Source organism: Collinsella aerofaciens (assembly GCF_001405375.1).
Lineage (GTDB): Bacteria > Actinomycetota > Coriobacteriia > Coriobacteriales > Coriobacteriaceae > Collinsella > Collinsella aerofaciens_F.
In genome coordinates, this window is record NZ_CYYP01000003.1 from 1 (window position 1) to 20,915 (window position 20,915).

Sequence of the window (20,915 nt, forward strand, 5' to 3'; positions counted from 1 at the left end):
GGACTTAGCTTTCAGAACACTCCGCAGACCAGTGTGGCGCCTTGTCCGCGGCTCCGAAGGAGCAGGACAAGGCGCCACACATGGTCGAGGACGTTCTGAAAACTAAGCCCGGCCCCCGCCGGACAGGCCACACTACTCGCAGAGCAGCTTAGCGATCTGGACGGCGTTGGTTGCCGCGCCCTTACGGATTTGGTCGCCGCAGCACCAGAAGGTGATACCGCGCGCGGCCTCGGGGTTCGAGATGTCGCGACGCACGCGACCGACCCAGATCAGGTCCTGGTCGGACGTATCCATCGGCATGGGGAAGCGATCGTGTGCATCCTCGGCGTCCATGTCGTCAACCAGCTTCACGCCCGGAGCGGCAGCCAGCGCAGCACGGGCCTCTTCTACCGTGATGTCGCGCTCAAACTCGAGCGTAATGCTCTCGGAGTGCGAGCGCAGCACCGGCACGCGCACGCAGGTGCAGTTCACGCGCAGCTCGGGCAGGTGCATGATCTTGCGGCCCTCGTTTTGCAGCTTCATCTCCTCGGAAGTAAAGCCCTCCTCCTTGACGCCGCCAATCTGCGGAATCAGGTTGCTCGCCAGCTGGGCGGCAAAAGCGCGCGGCTCGGGAATCTCCTCGCCACGGCCCAGGGCGGCAAGCTGTGCTTCGAGCTCGGCCATACCGGGAGCGCCAGCGCCCGAAGCCGCCTGGTACGTCGAAACGATCATGCGCTTCACACCGGCGAGCTGATGCAGCGGCCACGTGGGAACCAAGCCGATGATGGTCGCACAGTTGGGGTTCGCGATCAGGCCGTGGTGCCACTTAATGTCATCGGCATTGATCTCGGGCACGACCAGCGGCACCTCGGGATCCATGCGGAAGGCATGGCTGTTGTCGACTACGACGGCGCCGCGCTTGACGGCCTCGGGCAGTAGCTCCTTCGCGATATCGTCGCCGGCGGCGCCAAGTACGATGTCACAGCCCTCAAAGGCCTCGGGACAAGCCTCTTCAATCACGATCTGCTCGCCGCGGAACTCGACGGTCTTGCCCGCAGAACGCGCGCTCGCCAGCAGCTTGAGCTTGCCAACCGGGAACTCCTGCTCGTTTAGGCACTCGAGCATCTGGGTGCCCACGGCTCCCGTCGCGCCCAAAATAGCAACCGTGTACTGTTTCATGCTTCCCCCTTTAAAGGTTGTGGCTATCGCCCGCACGCCAAGCAGGCCGGATATTCTTGCCCAGTTTATACAAGAACGGGGCGGATACAAAACCCGCCCCGTCGAAACGAAACCGAAACGAAACGCCCAACGGTAGATTTTTGGGACATCCCAAAAATCTACCGGGATGGAAACTACTTGTGGAGTGCGGCCAGGGCGGGCTCGAGCGGCTCGGCGGGCTCCAGGTCGGAGACCTTCACGATACCGTTCTCGTCGGAGAAAGCACGGTAGATGGTCTGAATCGCCAGATCGAAGTCTTTCTCCTCGACACCGATGATGATGTTGATCTCGTCGCAGCTCTGCGAAATCATACGCACGCTCACGCCAGCCTGGCCGAGCATGCCAAACAGGTGGCCGGAGATGCCGGCGCGGCCGCGCAGGTTGCGGCCAACGGTAGCGATAAGCGCCAGGCCCTCGACAACCTCGATCTCGAGCGGCTCGACCTCCTGCTGAATGTCTCCCACGAGCGAGTACAGCGAATCGTGCACGTCCTGCTCCTGCACCACGGCGCCAAAGCGGTCGACGCCGGTGGGCATGTGCTCGACGGAAACGTCATAGCGCTCGAAGACCGAAAGCGCACGGCGCATAAAGCCAACGCGGGGCTTGGTGCGGTCGCGGGCCACGTTGATGGCGACAAAACCGCGCTTGCCGGTCACGCCGGTAATGATGGGCTCTGCCTCGCCCTCATCAGCCGTCTCGCTAATGATGGTGCCGGGGTCCTGTGGCGCATTGGTGTTCTTGATGACCAGCGGAATGCCTGCCTCGCGCACGGGGAACACGGCCTCCTCGTGCAGGACACTTGCGCCCATGTACGAAAGCTCGCGCAGCTCCTCGTAGGTAACGCGCGCAATGGGCTGAGCCTCGGGAACAATACGCGGATCGGCAGAATAGAAGCCCGAGACGTCGGTCCAGTTCTCGTACAGATCGGCGCCCAGGCACTTGGCCAGGATCGAGCCGGAAATATCGCCGCCGCCACGATCGAGCAGCTTAATCTGGCCCTCGCGCGTCGCGCCGTAGAAACCGGGCATAACAAAGCCGCCCTGCTGACCGTACTCCTGCACCAGCTCGGAGGTGCGATTCATGCTGAGCGTACCGTCATGATGGAACGCCACAACCGTCGCAGCGTCCAGGAACGGCAGACCCAGGTACTCGGCCATCAGACGGGCGGTAAAGTACTCGCCGCGGCTCACGAGTTCCTCGGTGGAGTAGCCACCGGAGCGGGCGCGCTCGGCAAAGGCCGCGAACTCTTCGCGGATGGGATAGGTGAGCCCTAGCTCGTCAGCGATATCAAAGTAGCGCTGGCCGATGTCCTCGAGCAGCTCCTCGCACGACACGTGGTACTTGACGTGCGCGTTGACCAAGTAGAGCAGATCGGTCACCTTGGTGTCGCCCTTAAAGCGGCGACCGCAGGCAGAAACCACCACAAAACGGCGGGCAGGGTCGGCGTCGACAATGGCCTTGATCTTCTTGAAGTGTTCGGCGTCGGCGACCGACGAGCCGCCAAACTTGGCAATCTTAATCATGGGCTGGAGGTTACCTTTCTAAAAAGCCTCTGCGAACCTATTTTGCGCGCTCTGATACCATGGTTTCACCGATTGGGACCAAGGCATCCGAGGAGCAGTGTTATATGGGAACTTATCATAGTACACGAGGACGCACTTTATCGTGCTCAAGTAAGGTGGCAATCCGCACCGGCATCGCTCCCGACGGGGGTTTGTTTGTCTCGGACGAGCTTGGCACCCAGCAGGTCGATATCAGCTCGCTTGCAGATAAATCGTACTTTGAAATCGCTCAAGATGTGTTGGGAATGTTACTGAATGATTACGCGGCCGAAGAAATTTCGGCGTGTGTCGACGAGGCATACCGCGGCACGTTCGCGAGTGAAGAGGTTACGCCGCTCGTCAAACTCGACGCCGCACCGGGCGCCGACGCCCCTCAGACCTATGTGATGGAGCTCTTTGGCGGCCCCACGAGCGCCTTCAAGGACGTCGCCCTGCAGATGCTCCCCCGTCTGATGGCCCGCACCTCTGCCAAGGACGGCGGCGCCGAGCGCATCATGATCGTCACCGCCACGTCTGGCGACACGGGCAAGGCCGCACTCGCTGGTTTTGCCGATGCTCCGGGCACGGGCATTACCGTCTTTTATCCCGAGGGCAAGGTCAGCCGCGTGCAGAACCTGCAGATGTCCACGCAGGAAGGCGACAACGTCGCTGTCTGTGGCATCCGCGGCAACTTCGACGACGCCCAGAGTGCCGTCAAGCGCATCTTTGCCGATAAGGAGCTTGCCGAGCGTCTTGAGGCCGCCGGCACAGTACTTTCTAGCGCCAACTCCATCAATGTCGGCCGTCTGGTACCGCAGGTCGTCTACTACTTTGCCGCCTATGCGCAGCTGCTGCGCGCCGGCGCCATCGAGGCCGGCGACGCCGTAGAGTTCTGTGTGCCGACCGGCAACTTTGGCGACATCCTGGCCGGCTACTACGCCAAGCGCATGGGCCTACCCGTCGCCAAGCTCATCGTCGCGAGCGACAAGAACAACGTTCTTGCTGACTTCCTGACCACCGGCGTCTACGACCGCAACCGCCCGTTCTTCACGACCATCTCGCCATCGATGGACATCCTCATCAGCTCCAACCTGGAGCGCATGCTCTACTTCCTGTCCGATGGCGACTGCGAACTCGTTGCCGGCCTTATGGAGCAGCTGGCACAGACTGGTCGCTACGAGGTGCCTGCCGAGCTGCTGGCCAAGATCCAGAGCGTATTTGGCTGCGGCTGGGCCAGCGAGGACGAGGTTCGCGCCGCCATCAAGAGCTGCTGGGATGCCAACGGCTACGTGATCGACCCGCACACCGCTTGCGGCTATCACGTCTTTGAGCAGGTCGCCCCCACCGAGGGCGCCAAGGCCCGCGTGCTGCTTTCGACCGCCAGCCCCTACAAGTTCCCGCGCGCCTGCTGCGATGCCCTGGGCCTCAACGTTCCCGAGGACGATTTTGAGGCTATGCGCGTGCTCGAGCAGGCCACCAACACGGTCGCCCCGACCCAGCTCGCCGAGCTCGAGTCCAAACCTGTCCGCTTCGAAGACGTCTGTGACGTCGACGAAATGGCCAGCTACGTCGAGTCCGCAGCAAAACGAATGAGCACCAACTAGATCCCTTATTAAGCGCCGGCGAAAGCCGGCGCACCTTCTTTCATCAGATAACCCTCGGGATGATGACGAACGCGCACAGCGTGCCTGGCTGTTTAGTTCGTCGTGAGTTCCGCACGCAAAGGAAAGCACTTAATGTGCTTTCCGTCTTGCGCAGGACTGTCCGAGCAGCGAACTAAACAGCCAGGCACGCCAGGAGGACCCACATGATCAAAATCACCGTCCCAGCAACAAGCGCCAACCTAGGCATCGGCTACGACACCCTCGGCATGGCCGTCGGCCTCTACTCGCACTTCACCTTCGAGCGCGCCGACAAGCTCACCATCACGGGCTGCCCCAAGGAGTTCCAAAACGAGAATAACCTGGTCTATGTGAGCTTTGTCGATGCGCTGGCCGCATGGGGCGAGCCGGCCTTCCCCGTCGCTATCGACATTCAGACCGACGTCCCCGTCGCCCGCGGCCTGGGTTCCAGCTCCACCTGCGTCGTCGCCGGCATCATGGCTGCCGCCGCGCTGACAGGCCACACCGTCGACCGCGCCGAACTCGTCCGCATCGCCACCGAGGTCGAGGGCCATCCCGATAACGTCGCCCCCGCCATCCTGGGCGGCGCCGTCTGCTCCTTTACGCCGACTGATTCGCTCCCCCAGTGCCTGCGCTACGAGGTGAGCGATCGCTTGCGTTTTATTACCGTGATTCCGCCCTACGAGGTGCATACGAGCGAGGCCCGCAAGGTTGTGCCACAGGAGATTCCACTCTCCACCGCCGTATGGCAAATGGGCCGCATCGCCGGCATGACGCGCGGCCTGGAGACTGGTGACCTCGACCTGATTGCCGCCGCCAACGACGACCGCATCCAGGAGCCCTATCGCCGCCGCCTCATCCCCGACTACAACGCCGTGCGCGACACCTGCCTTAACGGCGGCGCTAAAACCATCTGGATTAGCGGCTCGGGCTCGACCCTCATGGCTGTGACCGACGACACCATCGTGGCAAAGTTCCTGCAGGTCAAGCTGCGTGAGCAGTTCCCCAAGTGTGACACGCATATCCTCACGTGCGACACCGAGGGCGCTCAAATCGAGTACCTGTAGACATCGCCGATCGGTCTGTCCGGGCCGCCCAGGGGCATCCCCTTAAAAACGTCCTCGCACTTGAGGCCCCCTTATCCTGCTCCTTCGGAGCTGCGGATAAGGGGGTTTCCTGGTCTGACGCTCCTATTTGGCAAGGTGTTTTTTAGAATCCATTTTGCGCTCGGCCTCGAAGGCTTGCCTGTCCCAATCGAGCGGAAGTCCGGCCTCGACCCATGCCTCGTAGGCCCTCCTTATGGGCTTGAGCTCCCTTTGGCCCCTCTCCAGCATCGAGATGTACTTCTCGCTGGTTCCCAATATGGACGCCGCCCTCACCTGGCTGACCCTCGCCGCGCGCCTGGCCGCCACGAGCCCCGAGGCGTCCTCGGGCCTCCTGACCTCGTGCGGGCGCATCAGCGCCCGGTACGCCTCCCTGGCCACGTAGCGCTTGAGGCACCTCATGACCTCCCTGTCGCTCTTCCCCCGCGCCCTGGCCCTCTCGGCGTACTCGGCGGTCTCGGGGTCGCGCATGACCCTCTGCCTCGCGATCTCGTGCAGAGCGCTGTTCGCCTGCCGGTCGCCGCCCCTGTTGAGCCTGTGCCTCACGGTCTTGCCGCTCGAGGCGGGGATTGGGCAGGCCCCGCATATCGCCGCGAACGACGCCTCGGAGCGCAGCCTGCCCGGGTTGTCCCCGGCCGCGACCGCGAGCTTGGCCGCGCTCACGGGCCCGCACCCGTACATCGCCAGCAGCGCGGGGCAGTTCTCCTCCAGGGACGCCTCGATCGCGCGCTCCATGTCGAGCGCCGCGTCGCGCGCCGCCGCCCACAGGTCCGCCAGCGCGCCGAGCGCGGCGCCCAGCGCGCCCTCGGCGCGCACGGAGGGGAGCTCCTCCATCAGCCTCGGCCCCGCCATCCCGCGGAACCTCGACCTGAGCCCCTCCGGGGCGGTGGTGAGCAGCGACCTCGCGGTGTTGATCGCCGAGGTCCGCGCCTTCACCGCCCCGGAGCGCGCCGCGAGCATGCAGCGCACCCCGTCGACCCACCCGTCCTGGTGTTAGCGTCAATATAATTTTCACCATTTCCACCAACGCATTTTCGCCAATCGCGCCAACGCGGATACGCCGGATTCGCCAACGCGGATGTGCCGCTTTCGGCGCCTAGGCGCCCTCCTCCTTCCCGTCCTCACCGCCGATGGACACGTCCTTCAGGCGGTACGACCGGCCCGTTATCTTGATCATCGCGCAGTGGTGGCACAGCCTGTCGGCGACCGCCGAGGCCGTGACGTTGCTGCCGAACACGTCGCCCCACCTGCCGACCGGCACGTTGGTCGTGACGATCGTCGACCGCTTGAGCGCGTAGCGCCTGTTCACCAGCTGGAACAGCAGGTCGGCGCCCTCCTTCCCGATATCGAGGTAGCCCAGCTCGTCTATTATCAGCAGGCTGCAGTGCTCGTAGAACCGCATCCTGCGCGCCAGCGCCTCCTTCGCCGAGGCGTGCTTGAGGTCCTCGACCAGCCTCGAGCAGTCGGCGAAGTACACCTGCTTGCGGGCCATCACCGCCTCGTGGCCTATGGCTATCGACAGGTGGGTCTTGCCGACGCCCGGGCTGCCGACGAGCACGACGTTGTCGCCGCGGTCGACGAACTCGAGCGTGGCCAGCTGCTCGACCAGCCCGCGGGGCACGCTCGGCTGGAAACCCCAGTCGAAGTCGGCCAGCGTCTTTATGTAGGGGAAGTTGGCCATCCTCGTGCGGCGCTCGTCGTCGGCGCGCCGCTTGAGGGCTATCTGGGCGTCGGTGAGCTCGAGCATGGCGTCGACCAGGCTCTTCCTCCCGTCGGCGACGAGCCTGACGTACTCGGGCACCGACGACGCCATGCCCTCGAGCCCCAGCTCCTCGAGATTGGCCGCCAGGCGGTTGAGCGGGCTGGCCTGCACCGCGGCGCTCACAGCGAGCCCCCTATCGAGTCGAGCAGCCCGAGGTTGGCGGCGGCGGCCGCCTCGATGTCGCCGGCGGCGTCGCCGAACCAGCGCTTCCCGGCCATGGCCTCGGCGTAGTGCGCCGGGTCGTAGGCCGGCCCGCCCGCCACGTGCGTCGCCACCAGCTCGCCGCCGACGTAGCAGTCCATCGCGCCGCCGGGCATGCAGACGATGCGGGCGGGCCTGCCGATGCAGCGCCTGGGCACCGACATGGGCTCGCCGTGCGCGCTGACCAGCATCGTGGCCGGCACCCTGGCCACGCGCACCACGTCGCCCATCGCCTCCTCGAGGGCGCGGAGGTTGCCGACGGGCAGCAGCGCGTCCTTCTCCTCCATGAACAGCGCGGAGGGCGGCAGCCCCGTGGTCTCGTTGGGCTCGGAGTTGCTGGCGTCCTCGATCCGCGCGATGATCTCGTCGATGTCGTCCCAGCCGTCGAAGTCGCCCTGGTAGGCCGCGAGCCGCGACAGGAAGCGGTTCGACGACTCGACCTTGCCCTTGGTCTGGGGGCTGCGCGGGCGGCACAGCTTCAGCTCGAAGCCGGCGGCCTTGGCGAACTCGTATGCGCGCTGGACCTTGAGGCGCCTGCCGCCCTTGACCGTCACCAGGGCGGACATGTTGTCCGTGACCCACTCGCGGGGCACGCCGCCGAGCCTCGCGATCGTGGCGTACATGCACCTGACCAGGTCGTCGGTCGTCCTGGTCCCCGACCGGATGAATATGTGCCTGCGGGAATGGCCCAGCGTCGCCGCGAACACGTTGAACTCGAACAGCTCGCCGTCGCGGTTCGCCATCCTGACCGACTCCTTCCAGTCGAACTGCAGCTGCAGCCCGGGCGGCGTCTCGAAGCGCGGGTGCGGTTCCGGGCCGACGGAGGCCCCGACGGCGATACCGTTCTTGCGCATGAACTGGGTGAAGGCGTTGTAGCCGGCCAGGTTCTCGCCGGGATACCTGTGCAGCAGCCACTCGTGGATGCCCTTCTTGGTGACCCCCGGCAGCTGCGCCTTGGCGGCCACCTCCTCGATGTGCGCGTCGAAGGAGCCCGCCCTGTCGGCGCGCCCGTCGCGGGGCCGGCCGCCCTCGGCCCTCCAGTACGCCGCCACGGTGTGCCTGTCCTTGCCGTAGCGCTTCGCTATGTCGCTGAAGTTGGGCTTTATGCCCGCTTCCCTGTACATGTCCAACTCTCCGATCAGGTTCTTCTCCGCCACGGCCGCTCCTCCCGAAAGCATCGTTCGCTTGTCGGTCGAAGCGTAAGCCCCGGCGTTGGTGGAAATGGTGAAAATGCGTTGGCGTGATCGGGGAAATTGCGTTGGCGGAATCGGCTAAAGTGCGATGGCGAAATTGGTTGTTTTTACAGTAGCGCTAACACCCCGGAGCGCGCCGCGAGCATGCAGCGCACCCCGTCGACCCACCCGTCCTGGCTCTTGGGGGTCCCGAGCCTTGAGCCGGACATCGCCGCGCGGGCCGCCCTCTCCGCGTCCGACTCGTCGCACTTTCCCTGCCCCGGGCGCCTCCTCTGCATCCTCGCCGGGGAGAGCGCCTCGCGCACGGGCATCCCAAGCGACGCGAGGTGCCTGGTGAGGCCCGCCCCGTAGGACGACGTCCCCTCCATCGCGACGCAGGCCGGCTCCCCGGCCGCCGCGATCGCCCCGGCGAGCGCCTCGTAGCCCGCCGCGTCGGCGGGGAACTGGCGGGACAGGACCTTGCGGCCCCTCCAGTCCAGGACGCACAGCCAGTGCGAGTCGGCGTGGGTGTCGACCCCGCAGAAGACCGGCCCGCGGGCGCCGGGTGTCGATTCGTTTTGCATGTCTCGCTCCGTTCTTTCCGTGCTCGCCTGGACCGGGCAGACGGCACACTGACGGGGCGCGATAGAATGCGGTTGTTCGGGTCCGCGGTATCGCTCCATGCTCCTATTAGGTCATGCGGCGGTCTCGGCTCGCCGCGGCCCGCGCGGGACATGTCAGGAAACGAGGGCAGCCCTGTGGGCGCCAGCGGAATGTGGGGTCACCGCGCGGTCCGCATCTGATGGTGTCGACGTCAATGGTATACGGGTGCACCATCGACGTCTTCAATACAGAAGATATCAGTGCGGAATGTTTTTAAGGGGATGCCCCTGGGTGGCCCTATGGTAACGTCACTGGCGATGTCTACAGGGACCCACGCTTTAAAGGGGCGCCGGGCTGAAATTATGGCCTTTTATTGATAGGGGCTCTTGCTAGACTGGAGCCCTTACTAGAGGCAGGCCTCGGCGATGCGGCACTTGAGTTCATCGATGCCGGTGCCGGTCTGGGAGCTTGTGATGATTACGTTTTCGGCCGGGACGTTGAGCTGCTTTTTGATGGCTGCTGCCTGGCGGGCCTGCTGGGTGCGGCTGAGCTTGTCGGCCTTGGTGAGGCAGACGATAAAGTTGAACTCGTTGCCCTGCAGGTAGTCGATCATGTCATGGTCGAGTTTACTGGGGTCGTGGCGAATGTCCACCAGCGACACAACCAGGTTAAAGCTGCGCTCGGAGTCAAAAAAGTCGCCGATAAGCTCGGCCCAACGGTCGCGCTCGGCCTTGGAGCGACGCGCGAAACCGTAGCCCGGCAGGTCCACAAAGTGCACATCGTCGGCCTCGAAGAAATTGATATTGCTCGTCTTGCCCGGCGTACTGGAAACCTTGACCAGGTTCTTGCGGCCAAAGAGCTTGTTCATGATGGAGGACTTGCCCACGTTGGAGCGGCCGACGAAGCTCACCTCAGGGCAGGTGGACTCGGGAATCTGCGAAACCTTGCCGTAGCTGGCAACGAACTTGGCAAGCTGATAGTTAATGGAATCGGCCATGGACACTCCTTGGTCGTAGGTTCTTACAAATAGACGCGCTATTGCGCAGCGGCAATGCGGCGGACGATATCGAGCGTGATGTCACTTGCGACACGCGCGTACTCGAACAGATCGAACTCGCGCTCGCAAATTGCATCGTACGCCTCGTCACAATTATCGCTGATAGCGCGCAACACCAGGCAATCGACACCATTTTTGGTTGCGACATGGGCAATTGCCGCGCCCTCCATGCCGACACAATCGGCATGCGTCGCCTCGATAGCGTCGTTGCGCATGGTGGCGCCCGTCACAAAGCGGTTACCCGTGGCAATCGTGCCGACCAGGAACTGCTTGGTGCCCTCATTCGAAGCGACTGCATTTGTCGAAGCGTCAACAAACCCACGCTCAGCAAGCACGTCGGCGGCAATATCGACCAGCGCGGGCGTCGAGCCAAACTCCTCGAGCCCCGGTGCGGACTCGGCGATAAGCGCGGTATCGGTATCCAGATAGCGTAGGCGTTTGCCAATGACCACGTCGTCGATATGGAGCTTGGGGTTCAAACCGCCCGCAATGCCCGAAAACACAACAGCCTGCGGAGCATACTTGCTAATGAGGTGCTGTGTTGCAGCGGCGGCGTTCACCGTGCCCATGCCCGCCGTTGTGGCGACAACTGTCAGGCCGTCGAGCTCACCGCTCACAACGGTCAAGCCTGCCTCCCGTGCCTCGCAAACGTCGCTCAGCTCTTCCTTAATCTGCATGATCTCTTTTTCGAGCGCACCGATAATCGCAATGGTAGCCATGCCATTCCCCAAACCTATTCGAAATTCTCAACCACGGTATGGTACCAGCATTTTGTTTGACCTCGTCAAACGAACACGCTAAGCCAGTGCAGCTCGCGTATCAAACAGAGCCTTTGCAATCGCGGCCGTAACCTCACTCGAGCGGTCGCTCCACGGCATCGATGTCATGATACCCATGACATAGGTACAGCCATCGATGTCGATAAGGCCCGCATCGCATGTCGAGTAGTAACCATCCTCGCTAATCCAGCCTGCCTTGTTGCGCACCAAAACCTGCTCGTCCGCAATGCCATCGCGAATAAACGAGCGCGATGTTGATGCCAGAAGGCCCGACAGCCATTGCGACGCCTCGGTGTCACAGCTCAAATACTCACTCATCTCTCGCCACAACTTTGCCGAGGTGCGCGGGCAGTAGGTCGGAAAATCACTCATCGGATTCAGTGCCGTTTCGTCATCAACACCCAGATTGGCAATCCAATCCTCATAGCCATCATGGTCAAACGCCGCGCGTAACGCGATAAACGAATCGTTGTCTGAGTTGACGACGGCATTCTCGATAAGGTTGCGCACCGTCTGCCAGCCCATGCTGTAATCACCATACGTGGCTAAAGGCCCATCGAGCGACACCTGCCCCGATTCGACCAACATCTCGCAAATATAGAGTGCATACAGCGCCTTATAACTGCTCGCTCCATACACCTCAACATCGGCGTTATACGTCACGCCCCTACCGCTCGATAGGTCGCAGAACACTACGCCCACGTCGCCCAGCTCCTGCGCCTGACTCAGGGCATCCTGGAGCAAGGCAAGGCTCTCATCCTCCAAGGTAGGAGTCTTGTTATCCACCAACGAGAAGGTCTGAACGGTATCACCCGAAGGGATATCGTTGAAGTCCGCCTTCGAAAGTCTCGTCTTGAGACCTGCCGTCGACAGAGCTTGATCTGCCGACGCTTTGGACTTTGAAACCTTTTCGTTTTGCAGCTGTACCGTTAACGCATCTGAGCGCACCGTTCGCTCCGAGGCGTAGGTTTTAACGGTAATTCCGAGGATAATAACCGCCGCCGTTAGCATCCCAATGGCGGCAATCTTCCTCACGCGGATGCGAGCGCCGGCAAGGCCACGCGAAGACGTGCCCTTCGTCTTATATCTGCTGCCATGCTGCGGCACATACTCGTCCCGCGATGCGATGTTTCGCACGTGGTCTCCTGACTGCCACCGTTTATATACGAGCAGCATGATACCGAGCATGCATTTCTTTCCAAAGATATTCAGCGGCGTTTAAGGTGTCTTTAAAGAAACCACAAGCGCATTTATCCAAATGGCACGATTCTGTTGCGCATCTCACCGCAACCCAGAGAGCAGTCTTTTTAGAACGGGGCTCTTTAGCAATCAACTAGGTGCCCAGGGGCACTCATTTAAGTCTGTCCCCAATGAGTGTCCTTGGGGAACGAAAATGGTACGCTAGCCGATGGCGTTTTTCAGCTCCGCACGGCGCTCTTTCATGCCGGTCATAACGGCATTGCGCAGCTCGGGCATGCGAGCGGTATCCATCTGGGGCACGCCCTCAAGCTTATAGGGAATCCCCAACTGCTCATATTTGACGACACCCATGGTGTGATACGGCAGCATCTCCAGACCGACCACGTTATGCCATGGGGCAATCAGGCGACCGAGCGCCTCGCACTCCTCCACCGTGTCGGTAATGCCCGGCACCACCACGTGACGGATAACGACCTTGATCCTGCGTCGCGCCAGCTCATCGCCAAACGCCAGGATACGTGCAGGATCGCAGCCGGTCAGCTTTTTATGCTCAGCCGGATCGGCATGCTTGATGTCGAGCAGCACCATGTCGGTCTCGTTGAGAACGGCATCGAACTTCTCGGGGTGGTTGGGATCGAACGCATAGCCGCAGCTGTCCAAGCAGGTATGCACGCGGCCATCGGGGTTGTTGTGCATTGCACGGAACAGGTCGGCCAAAAACTCAGGCTGTAGGAGCGGCTCGCCGCCGGACACCGTAATTCCGCCGCTGCGATAGAACTCGTGGTTACTCTGGAACTCATCCATGAGGTGCTCGACGGTCACCATCGTGCCGCCGTTGACCGACCAGGTATCGGGATTGTGGCAATACGCGCAGCGCATGGGGCAGCCCTGAACAAACACCACAAAGCGGATGCCGGGTCCGTCGACCGTTCCCATCGTCTCAATCGAATGTACGCGGCCCAGGGCAAACGCAGAGTCCTCGGGACGAGCGTCCACACCCTCGAGCGTCATCTCAGCCATTCCCGCTACCTTGCCTCTCTTTGGTTTTAGCTACATAAATGCCAGAGACATTCTATCCCATACGCATGATGACAAAACGGTTTAGCGGTCAATTGGGTTGTCCTATTTGACTCCACGCAAAAGCGGCGGGAAGGTTGTCACAACCCGCCCGCCGCCGAGGCAATAGATATCGATAGACGCCAGACCTTATGCCCTAAGCGTGAGCACCGCGCCGAAAGCAGTCGGGCCGCAGTGGCTCGAGATGACGCCGCCGACCTGAGTCCAGGTAACGTCCTTAAAGCCAAGATCGTGTGCATAGACTTCCATGTCGTCGCGCAACTCCTCGGAAAGACCCACCGAATACGCCAGGCCAATATGCGAGTAGTCGATCTCGCCCTTCTCTACCATATGATCAATAAAGGCACGGGCGCACTTAAGCATAGAACCGCGGAACTTCTTGGTCGCCACGAACTTACCACCCGCCACCTCAATGCAGGGCTTAATCTTGAGCAGATGAGCGCCTAGGAACGCGACGTTGGACAAGCGACCACCCGCCTTAAGGAAGGCAAGGTCGGTAGGAACAAAGCCCAACAGCACGCGGTCCATGACGGAGTTCGTAAATGCAAAGATCTCGTCGACGGTGGCATCGGGGTGAGCCTCGATGTATTTGGCGGTCTCGACGACAACGAGCGACTGGCCTACCGAAACAAAGCGCGTGTCCATGGAGTAGACGTAATCGCGACCCTTGGCGGCGATCTTCGATGATTGATGCGAGCAGGTCGTGACCTCGGAGTACGCAAGATGCAGAATGGTCGCATCGGGCTGCTCGGCATGGATGCGGTCATATACGTGCGCAAAATCCGCAGGCGCGCAGCCACTGGTCTTGGGCATTACGCCAAACTCGTTGCAGCGCGAGTAAATCTCGAGCGGATCGATCGAGCCGTCCTCGACGGTCTCGTCACCAATCGTGACATGCATAGGCACGCGCACGATGCCGTAGCGCTCGCAGAGCTCTGGCGTCACATCCGAACCAGATTCAACCACGATTATGTACTTGCCCATTATTATCACGACCCATCTCGACGTTGGCTTTTTAATATGTGACACACGCCCGCCGTCCTGCTACAGAACGACCCCCAAGCGCCAAAGAGACGCCGCCCTTTGCACATAACAAAGGACAGCGTCTCCCTGGAAAACTCCGTGCTTATCTGAGATTCTACACGGTTTATTAAGGAGTGTTACTTATCCCGCAAACGGTCGCTATACGCGATAAACGGTAGTTCGCTGCGGCAACTGCGACACATTCCGCCCGGCAAGTCCAATCGTGCTCCACGCACGGTTAATGCGCGAGGCGGTAGAAATCCATCGACGCCGCACCCTCGGCATGCAACCCCATCGCCGAAACCGCCGGCGAATAGGTACGGCTCGTAAGTGCCGCCTCGCCGCTGTTGGCAAAAATCTCGACCATCGTAGTGTCCGAAAGCACGCGCAGGTCGCGAAGCTCGCTGAGCTCGATCGACCTTTGGTCGCGCCCATAGCCTTCGTCACCCATGTCGAGGGTAAGCATCCCGTCCGCATAACGTACAAAGACACCCTTGCGGATTTCGAGCTCGACCATCTTGGCGCCCTCACAGGAAACCACAAGATCAAACAGGCGTCCCGGCTCCTCAACGGTTTCACCGCCTGTCGCGCGAACGCAGTCGCCGCGCATCCTCTCAATCTCGTGCGCCGGCTGCTGGCAGAGCTTACCATCGCGCATGCTCAGCTCTCGCGGCACCGTCAACGCGCACTGCCACCCGCGCGCCACCGTCGGGTTTTCTGCCGTCGCATCGGGGCAACCCGACCATCCGATCATCAAACGCCGGCCTGCAGCATCCTCAAAGGACTGCGGAGCATAGAAATCAAAACCGGCATCGACCATCGGGGGCATGCCCTGCCCGACGATTTTAAAGCTCGGCGCCTCCCAATCGGCCTCGATGGGGAACCACACGCACTGATGCGGATTGCGGTAACGCCAACCATCGGCAGGCACACCCTGCGGACAGCAAACGAGAATAAGCTCGCCATCGAGCTCAAACAGATCGGGGCACTCCCACATAAAGCCAAACTTCTCGCCCAACTCAATGCGCGTCGCATAGCTCCAGTCCTCAAGATTGCGCGAGGTATAGACAAGCACGCAGCCACGGTCGTCTTTCGTACGAGCGCCCAGAACCATGTAGTAGATACCATCGTGCTCAAGGATCTTGGGGTCGCGCACGTGCGTACCGATATCGTCGGGGTAATCGACCGGTCCAACAGCTATGCACTTCTCGCCCAATTCGTCGGGATTCTCGGCAACCATATGAATCTGGTTTTGCTCACGGCCCGTCAACACGTAGTCGTAATCATCGCGGTCAAAATGCTTGACGTTGCCGGTATAGAAGTAGTGAATCTTGCCATCGCGTACAAAGGCAGAACCAGAATACGCTCCGTTCGAATCCAAATCGGAATCGGGGAACAGCACAGGGCCGTGATTCTCGTACGTCACAAAATCCTTTGTCGTCAGATGGTTCCAAAGCACTGGACCGCCATGCGCAGCATCGAACGGATCGTATTGATGATAGATGTGATACGTATCACCAATCTGAACCAAACCGTTGGGGTCGTTGAGCCAGCCAAGCTCAGGCTCCACATGGAACAGGAGCCTATCGGGGTCGGACGCGATGCGACCAGCCGTCTCATCCTGTCCGGCACGCCACTGATCATAGTCCGCGCGTGTCACCTTATTTTTTTGATTAAACATCGCCATTGACTTTCTCGTCTATAGGGAAGGACGCTCGACTCGCACGAGCCGAGCGCCCTTCCTCAAATGGACTTATCCGCACATTACGCTGAACGGCTCAACTAGAAGCTGACATCGAAGCCAGCACCAGCGCCCTCTTCATCGGTGGTCGGAACGCCCTTTGCCTTGTTGTAGGCAAAGATCAAGAAGATCGGCACGATAAAGGCGATAAGATTACCAGCCACATACCACACGAGAGTCTCGGGCGTAACGATGAGCAGGCCAAGCACACCGGTCAGACCCTGACCGATAGCGCGCACTTCAAAGAACTTCACGAAGGCACCGCCGCAGCCTGCACCGATGCATGCGCAGATGAACGGAATGATCGAATAGCGCATGTTTGCAGCGAAGATAGCGGGCTCGGAGATACCGACCAGCGTCGGAATAAAGGACGACATGCAGATGTTGCGCTCTTTGGAGTGCTTCTTGTGAATGAGGTACATGCCGATGGCGCCGCCGCCCTGGGCGATGATGGAAACCGACCAGATGGCCTGGATGTAGTTGAAGCCAGTCGTGGCAACGAGGTTGGCCTCGATACCCTGGATGAACTGATGCGTACCGGTAACGACGAGCGGCTGCAGGAACGCGGCGAAGACAAAGGCACCAAAGACGCCCATTCTGTTGTACAGGACATCGATTACGCCAGCGAGGACGTCGCCGATCAGGTTGCCGAGCGGGCCGAACACGGTGAACAGGGCAACGTTAGCAAGAATCAGGGTAACGGTCGGGACAAAGACAAACGAGACGACCTCGGGGATGTACTTCTGGGCAATCTTTTCGACCTTGGCCATAAACCAGGCAGTCAGGATTGCAGGGAACACACCGCCCTGGAAAGCAACCATGGGAATGGATAGCGGACCGAAGTTCCAGTACTCAGCACCCGTCGGGTCCATAACGAACGTGTTACGGTTCATAAGACTCGGGTGAACCATGACGATACCGACGAGGATGCCCAGGATCGGGTTACCGCCAAAACGCTTGACCGCGCTGTACATAACCAGGACAGGCAGGTAGTCGAACGTGGTGGCGATAATGGCAAAGAAGCTTGCGAGGTTCTTGAGGAACTCGCTGTGATCGGCGAGACTGCCCTCCATGCCAAAGAGGCCGTTGGCAACGATCAACGACTTAAGGCCGATGATGATAGCGGCACCGACGAAGGCAGGAATGATGGGGATAAAGATGTCCGAGAACACCTTGAGGACCGAGAAGAACTTGCCTTTCTTGTCCGCCTCGGCACCCTTGACCTCGGAAGCGCTAATCTCCTTGACGCCCGTCAGAGCCATAAACTCATCGTAAACCTTGTTGACGGTACCGGTACCAAAGATGATCATGAGCTGGCCGCTGTTGTACAGCACGCCCTTGACGCCATCGATGTTCTCGAGCTCGGCCTTGTTGTATTTGCTCGTATCCTTGAGCACCAGACGCAGACGGGTCACGCAATGCGTGGCGCCCTCGATGTTCTCCAGTCCGCCGACGTTGTCGACGACTTGCTGGGACACTGCCTTGTAGTCCATGTTCCTCTCCATTCCTTTTCTAAATCATAAAACGGTTCGTTGCCGCTACAGAGACGCGATCGTTGCGTTTGCGCACTTGAGCGCACCGTCGGTGACGGTAAGCGCCACACCCTGGCCCTGCTTGTTGCAGAAGCGAGCGTTGAGCGCAACATCATCGACAAAGATGGTCGCGATGTCGTCGTCGACGACCAGACGCACATGGTGAGTGCCCTCGCCCTTAAAGAACAACGGACGCTCGAGGCCCATGTTGTTGACCTGGAACCACGGGTACTGGGGAGCCGGCGTGAACTCGAGCTTGCCCTCGCGCAGGTTGGCGCGGAACTCATAGGCAAGACCGGTCTCGGCGTCCTCGGCGAACTTGACCGAGAAGCCGGCAGCGTTACCGCCGAGCTCAATGTCGGCATCGAGCAAGTAGGTGGAGCCGGCATCCGCGGCGAGCACCTGCTCGACCTTGCCCGACTCGCAGGAAAGCTCAAAGGTCTCGACTGCCTTAGCCTCGCCAAAGGCGCCAAGCATGCTGTCGGGGAGCTTGGTGCCGAGCGTTCCGTCGGCACGCTGAACGATCTCGAGGGGCATAAAGGTGCCACCCCATAGGTAAGAGCTGGGGTCGCCGCCCTCGTCACGCGTAGGAACCCAACCAAAGAGAACGCGGCGCTCGCCGTCAAATGCGGTACGCGCGGCATAGTACGCGCGGCCATCGAAGGAATCGTCCGCAGGAGTGATCCAAGGACCGTTGATAGAGCGAGACATGCGGTAACGGGTCTTGTTGCCATCACTGTACTCGGAGAACACCAGATACCACCAGTCGCCCATCTTAAAGAGATCAGGCATCTCGAACATGGTGTACAGGCCCGGATTCCACCAGTCGCCCTGGAACTCCCAGGTATCCAGGTCCTTGGAGGTGAACTTGACCAGACGACCGGTCATCAAACGCTTGTCCTCGCCCACACGCGTGCCGAGGATGAGCATGTACTCTTCGTTCTCCTCATCCCAAAGCACAAAGGGATCGCGCCAGTTGCGGTCATCGTAACCCTCCCGGGGCGGAAGCAGCGTCTCAGCGATGTTCTTCTCCCACTTGACGGCGTCGTCACTCGTTGCGTGAAGAAGAACCTGCTTCATCAAGCGCGCCTTGACCTTATCGCGATTGCAACCAGTGTAGAGCGCATGGTACTTGTCGCCCACCTTAAACACCGTGCCGGCATAAACATACTGGTCGACTTCCTCGTCGCCGCCACGCTCAAGGCTCTCGCCAAAGTCTTTGTAATTGACGAAGTCCTTGGTTGTCGCGAGTGCCCAGCCAAACGGCTCTCCGAAAGGTCCGGGGTTTCGCGTGTCACGCTGATGATAGAGATAGAACGTGCCGTCCTCGCCGTACGGCATGATGTCGCCTACCCAAATTCCCTCAGGCTGGTAATACACCTTGTGCATCCGAGACTTCCTTTCCCACGTGATACTAACTCGGTACAACTGCAAGATATGTCAATCGTTTTCATATGTCAAACGTTTTCATACCAATACGTCTTTTTGCAGTTCCAGTCGTCGGCAAACGGTTGACATATGCCGGCGAACGGTCATCAGAGGTGTTTGAGGAATTCTTTTGGCACGGGATGAACTACGCGGTTTTACCCTCAATGAGTTCAACGGGGAGCTTGATATTCGATTCGGGCTTTTCGCCGTTAACAAGAGCAATGATGGATTGCGCCGCGAGCTCTCCGATGCGATCGATATCTTGGCGTACGGTTGTTAAGTCAGGCATAAACGTCATAGTGCGGCGGGCACCATCCGCGCCCACGACCTTAATATCGCCCGGAGCGCTCAAGCCGCGCTGCTTCATCACGTTAAGACAGATAGCCGCCATCGTGTCGTCTCCCGCAAAGATGCCGTCAATATCGGGGTTCTCATCGAGGATCTTCGCAACGACCGCGCTCTTTTCGTCGTCGGGCTTAACGAACTCGACCTCACGGACAAGCGCGGGCAAACCGGCCTGCTCAACAACATCGAGGTAGGCATCGGTACGCTTATTGGCAGGCATGCGCATGCGGCTATTGCTGCGCAGGCACAGGATGCGTGAACATCCGTCATCGATCAGGCGACGCGTGGCAAGTTCGCCGATGCTATAGCTGTCGCTCGCAATCTGAACAGAGGCCTCGCCAAGGTCGCAGTCGATACCAACCAGACTCAAGCCCATCTCGGCATACGCCTCGGCACCGATATTAAGCGAGTTGACGATGACGCCATCAACCATATTGCGTCGAAGCATGTCGATATAAGAGCGCTCAAGCTCGGGTCGATTGGCGCTATTGCACAGCAGCATCTTAAAACCGTTTTCGGCCAGGGTATGCTCAATGACTTGAACCACTTGGGCATGAAACGGACTGCTGACATAGGGGACGATCATACCGATAAGATTCAGGCGACCGTTGAGCATGGCACGGGCGATATCGTTGGGCGTATAGTTGATGCGCTTCATCGCGGCATGGACCTTATCGCGGGTCTCTTGGCTAATATAGCCGCGATTATTAAGCACGCGAGATACCGTAGTAGGCGAAACCCCCGCCACCGCTGCAACTTCCTTGATGCCAGGCTTAGCCGAATCCTTAGAACGAGCGCCCTCGCGAGCCATAGCACCCTCCCCCATCAACATGTCATACGTTTACATACGAACAAAGCATACCCCAACAAGAGCGGGAAGACGGTAACAGTACAAGTAAGTAAACGACTCATCCAAATAATTAGGAGAGTTCCGCCTAAAGGGTGACTACACAGGACCCCCGCCGGGGCTGTTTGGGCTATCTCCCAAAAAATTCCGCAGGACGCAAAGAGGCTCGCCGCACGAAGTGCGCAGCGAGCCTCTTTGCATGTCCGAGGACACCAATTTAATTTAGCGTGGTTCCCTAAAGGACGACAACGCAGGAGACCCGGCAAGGCCGGGAGCACTTTGTCTCGCAAACATTCCGCAGCCGCGAAGCGGCGAGGACGTTTGAGAGGCAAAGTGCGTAGGCCTTACCGGGTCTCCGGTGGGAGTTGAGTCCTTTTAGAACTTGTCGTGGAAGGTACGCGCAATGACCTCGTCCTGCTGCTCCTTGGTGAGCGTGTGGAAGTTCACGGCGTAGCCGGAAACGCGAATGGTCAGCTGCGGATACTTCTCGGGGTGAGCCTGAGCGTCGAGCAGCGTCTCACGGTTGAAGACGTTGATGTTCAGGTGGTGGCCACCCTTCTCGGCGTAAGCGTCGAGCATGTGGACCAGGTTATCGGCCTGAGTCTCGGAAACTTCAGAAACCTTCATAATGTGTCTCCTTCGATCGATAGGCGCCGGCCGAAACCGGCGCACTAATCAGTAATCG

Annotated in this window: 18 protein-coding genes; 2 read left to right on the plus strand and 16 right to left on the minus strand. The window is 60.2% G+C overall.

Going from position 1 to position 20,915, the window contains the following annotated elements:
* Nucleotides 1-132 precede the first annotated feature (132 nt).
* Both ARB25_RS02075 and ARB25_RS02080 read right to left on the minus strand, forming a co-directional pair.
* Complete coding sequence (locus ARB25_RS02075; RefSeq protein WP_055285401.1) at nt 133-1,158, minus strand: aspartate-semialdehyde dehydrogenase; 1,026 nt, start codon at nt 1,156-1,158, stop codon at nt 133-135.
* 173 nt (nt 1,159-1,331) lie between these two features.
* The gene (locus ARB25_RS02080) at nt 1,332-2,720 is read right to left on the minus strand and encodes an aspartate kinase (RefSeq protein WP_055285402.1); all 1,389 of its coding nucleotides are present in this window, start codon (nt 2,718-2,720) and stop codon (nt 1,332-1,334) included.
* Between the two features lie 104 nt (nt 2,721-2,824).
* Between ARB25_RS02080 and thrC the strand changes: the two genes are divergently transcribed.
* Both thrC and thrB read left to right on the plus strand, forming a co-directional pair.
* Nucleotides 2,825-4,342, plus strand: coding sequence for a threonine synthase (gene thrC, locus ARB25_RS02085; protein WP_055285403.1), 1,518 nt, complete (start codon nt 2,825-2,827; stop codon nt 4,340-4,342).
* 203 nt (nt 4,343-4,545) lie between these two features.
* On the plus strand, nt 4,546-5,427 hold the full coding sequence (gene thrB, locus ARB25_RS02090; RefSeq protein WP_055285404.1) for a homoserine kinase: 882 nt from the start codon (nt 4,546-4,548) through the stop codon (nt 5,425-5,427).
* Between the two features lie 123 nt (nt 5,428-5,550).
* On the opposite strand, the gene ARB25_RS02095 is transcribed toward thrB, so the two are convergent.
* The 14 genes from ARB25_RS02095 to grcA3 all read right to left on the minus strand — a co-directional run bounded on the left by ARB25_RS02095 (nt 5,551) and on the right by grcA3 (nt 20,857).
* Nucleotides 5,551-6,423, minus strand: coding sequence for an IS110 family transposase (locus ARB25_RS02095; RefSeq protein WP_055285405.1), 873 nt, complete (start codon nt 6,421-6,423; stop codon nt 5,551-5,553).
* A 136-nt stretch (nt 6,424-6,559) separates the two neighbouring features.
* Nucleotides 6,560-7,348, minus strand: a complete 789-nt coding sequence (gene istB / locus ARB25_RS02100; RefSeq protein WP_055285406.1) for an IS21-like element helper ATPase IstB — start codon at nt 7,346-7,348, stop codon at nt 6,560-6,562.
* A complete protein-coding gene (istA, locus tag ARB25_RS02105; protein WP_082421817.1) occupies nt 7,345-8,583 on the minus strand; it encodes an IS21 family transposase in 1,239 nt (412 codons plus the stop codon). Before istA ends, istB begins: the two co-directional genes overlap by 4 nt.
* Before the next feature lie 143 nt (nt 8,584-8,726).
* On the minus strand, nt 8,727-9,182 hold the full coding sequence (locus ARB25_RS02110) for an IS110 family transposase (RefSeq protein WP_055285408.1): 456 nt from the start codon (nt 9,180-9,182) through the stop codon (nt 8,727-8,729).
* A 425-nt stretch (nt 9,183-9,607) separates the two neighbouring features.
* Nucleotides 9,608-10,198, minus strand: a complete 591-nt coding sequence (gene yihA / locus ARB25_RS02115) for a ribosome biogenesis GTP-binding protein YihA/YsxC (protein ID WP_055285409.1) — start codon at nt 10,196-10,198, stop codon at nt 9,608-9,610.
* Nucleotides 10,199-10,236: 38 nt separating this feature from the next.
* Nucleotides 10,237-10,977: a 5'-methylthioadenosine/S-adenosylhomocysteine nucleosidase gene (mtnN, locus tag ARB25_RS02120; RefSeq protein WP_055285410.1), complete on the minus strand. Its 741-nt coding sequence runs from the start codon at nt 10,975-10,977 to the stop codon at nt 10,237-10,239.
* Nucleotides 10,978-11,055: 78 nt separating this feature from the next.
* The gene (locus ARB25_RS02125; protein ID WP_172676306.1) at nt 11,056-12,174 is read right to left on the minus strand and encodes a serine hydrolase; all 1,119 of its coding nucleotides are present in this window, start codon (nt 12,172-12,174) and stop codon (nt 11,056-11,058) included.
* Between the two features lie 264 nt (nt 12,175-12,438).
* On the minus strand, nt 12,439-13,257 hold the full coding sequence (gene pflA / locus ARB25_RS02130) for a pyruvate formate-lyase-activating protein (protein ID WP_055285412.1): 819 nt from the start codon (nt 13,255-13,257) through the stop codon (nt 12,439-12,441).
* Nucleotides 13,258-13,443: 186 nt separating this feature from the next.
* A complete protein-coding gene (locus ARB25_RS02135) occupies nt 13,444-14,298 on the minus strand; it encodes a DegV family protein (protein WP_055285413.1) in 855 nt (284 codons plus the stop codon).
* 277 nt (nt 14,299-14,575) lie between these two features.
* Nucleotides 14,576-16,024 (minus strand): glycoside hydrolase family 32 protein, encoded by a 1,449-nt coding sequence (locus tag ARB25_RS02140; RefSeq protein WP_055285414.1) that lies wholly within the window; start codon nt 16,022-16,024, stop codon nt 14,576-14,578.
* Nucleotides 16,025-16,119: 95 nt separating this feature from the next.
* Nucleotides 16,120-17,571 carry a PTS transporter subunit EIIC gene (locus tag ARB25_RS02145; protein WP_055285415.1) on the minus strand — a complete coding sequence of 484 codons (1,452 nt, stop codon included), beginning with the start codon at nt 17,569-17,571 and terminating at the stop codon, nt 16,120-16,122.
* A gap of 45 nt (nt 17,572-17,616) precedes the next feature.
* Nucleotides 17,617-18,999, minus strand: coding sequence for a family 43 glycosylhydrolase (locus tag ARB25_RS02150; protein ID WP_055285416.1), 1,383 nt, complete (start codon nt 18,997-18,999; stop codon nt 17,617-17,619).
* A gap of 184 nt (nt 19,000-19,183) precedes the next feature.
* On the minus strand, nt 19,184-20,194 hold the full coding sequence (locus ARB25_RS02155) for a LacI family DNA-binding transcriptional regulator (RefSeq protein ID WP_055285417.1): 1,011 nt from the start codon (nt 20,192-20,194) through the stop codon (nt 19,184-19,186).
* A gap of 411 nt (nt 20,195-20,605) precedes the next feature.
* Nucleotides 20,606-20,857: an autonomous glycyl radical cofactor GrcA3 gene (gene grcA3 / locus ARB25_RS02160; protein ID WP_006234861.1), complete on the minus strand. Its 252-nt coding sequence runs from the start codon at nt 20,855-20,857 to the stop codon at nt 20,606-20,608.
* Nucleotides 20,858-20,915 lie beyond the last annotated feature (58 nt).